We start from the raw sequence: 442 nt of genomic DNA, 5'->3' as shown, positions 1-442 counted from the left end.
GACATCACCGTTAAGGTAAACGGTTTTTTCTCCGCCATTCCTTGGTGTCCGAAAATAATGCGGTTGTTGACCTCCGGTAACATAAGAGAATCCGTAAGCAAAAGGGCAAAGTTTTATAGGCACAGAACTATCATTCTCTTGGATCCTGTTTTTCATTTCGGTACAAAGCAAATCTCGTAATGGTTTTGTATCAGACATTTGAGCTGATTGATAAGCAAATTCTATTTCAAGATAATGTCGAATATGTGGATCAAGACAGTTAGGATTTTTAAATACATCATGCCAGTAAGACGCACGTAGCCAATGATAGGGATCATCACGAAAAATACCATGATATAATGCCTGATGAGGGATTCTAAATGATTAGGGAGGAATTGCAAAAGTGCCGGTCATACACAATCTAATATTAAAATATGTTAACAGCTTCGTTTGTATGTTAGAA

Annotated in this window: 1 pseudogene; it reads right to left on the bottom strand. The window is 37.1% G+C overall.

What is annotated here, in order from left to right:
* Positions 1-354 (bottom strand): annotated as a pseudogene (locus J7R10_RS08790) (S9 family peptidase); the annotation flags it as partial.
* Between the last annotated feature and the right edge of the window lie 88 nt (positions 355-442).

It is taken from the genome of Bartonella vinsonii subsp. berkhoffii ATCC 51672, from assembly GCF_902825225.1.
Classification (GTDB): Bacteria; Pseudomonadota; Alphaproteobacteria; order Rhizobiales; family Rhizobiaceae; genus Bartonella; species Bartonella berkhoffii.
Note: the sequence above shows the minus strand (reverse complement) of the source record. Positions and strands in the feature narration are given on the sequence as shown.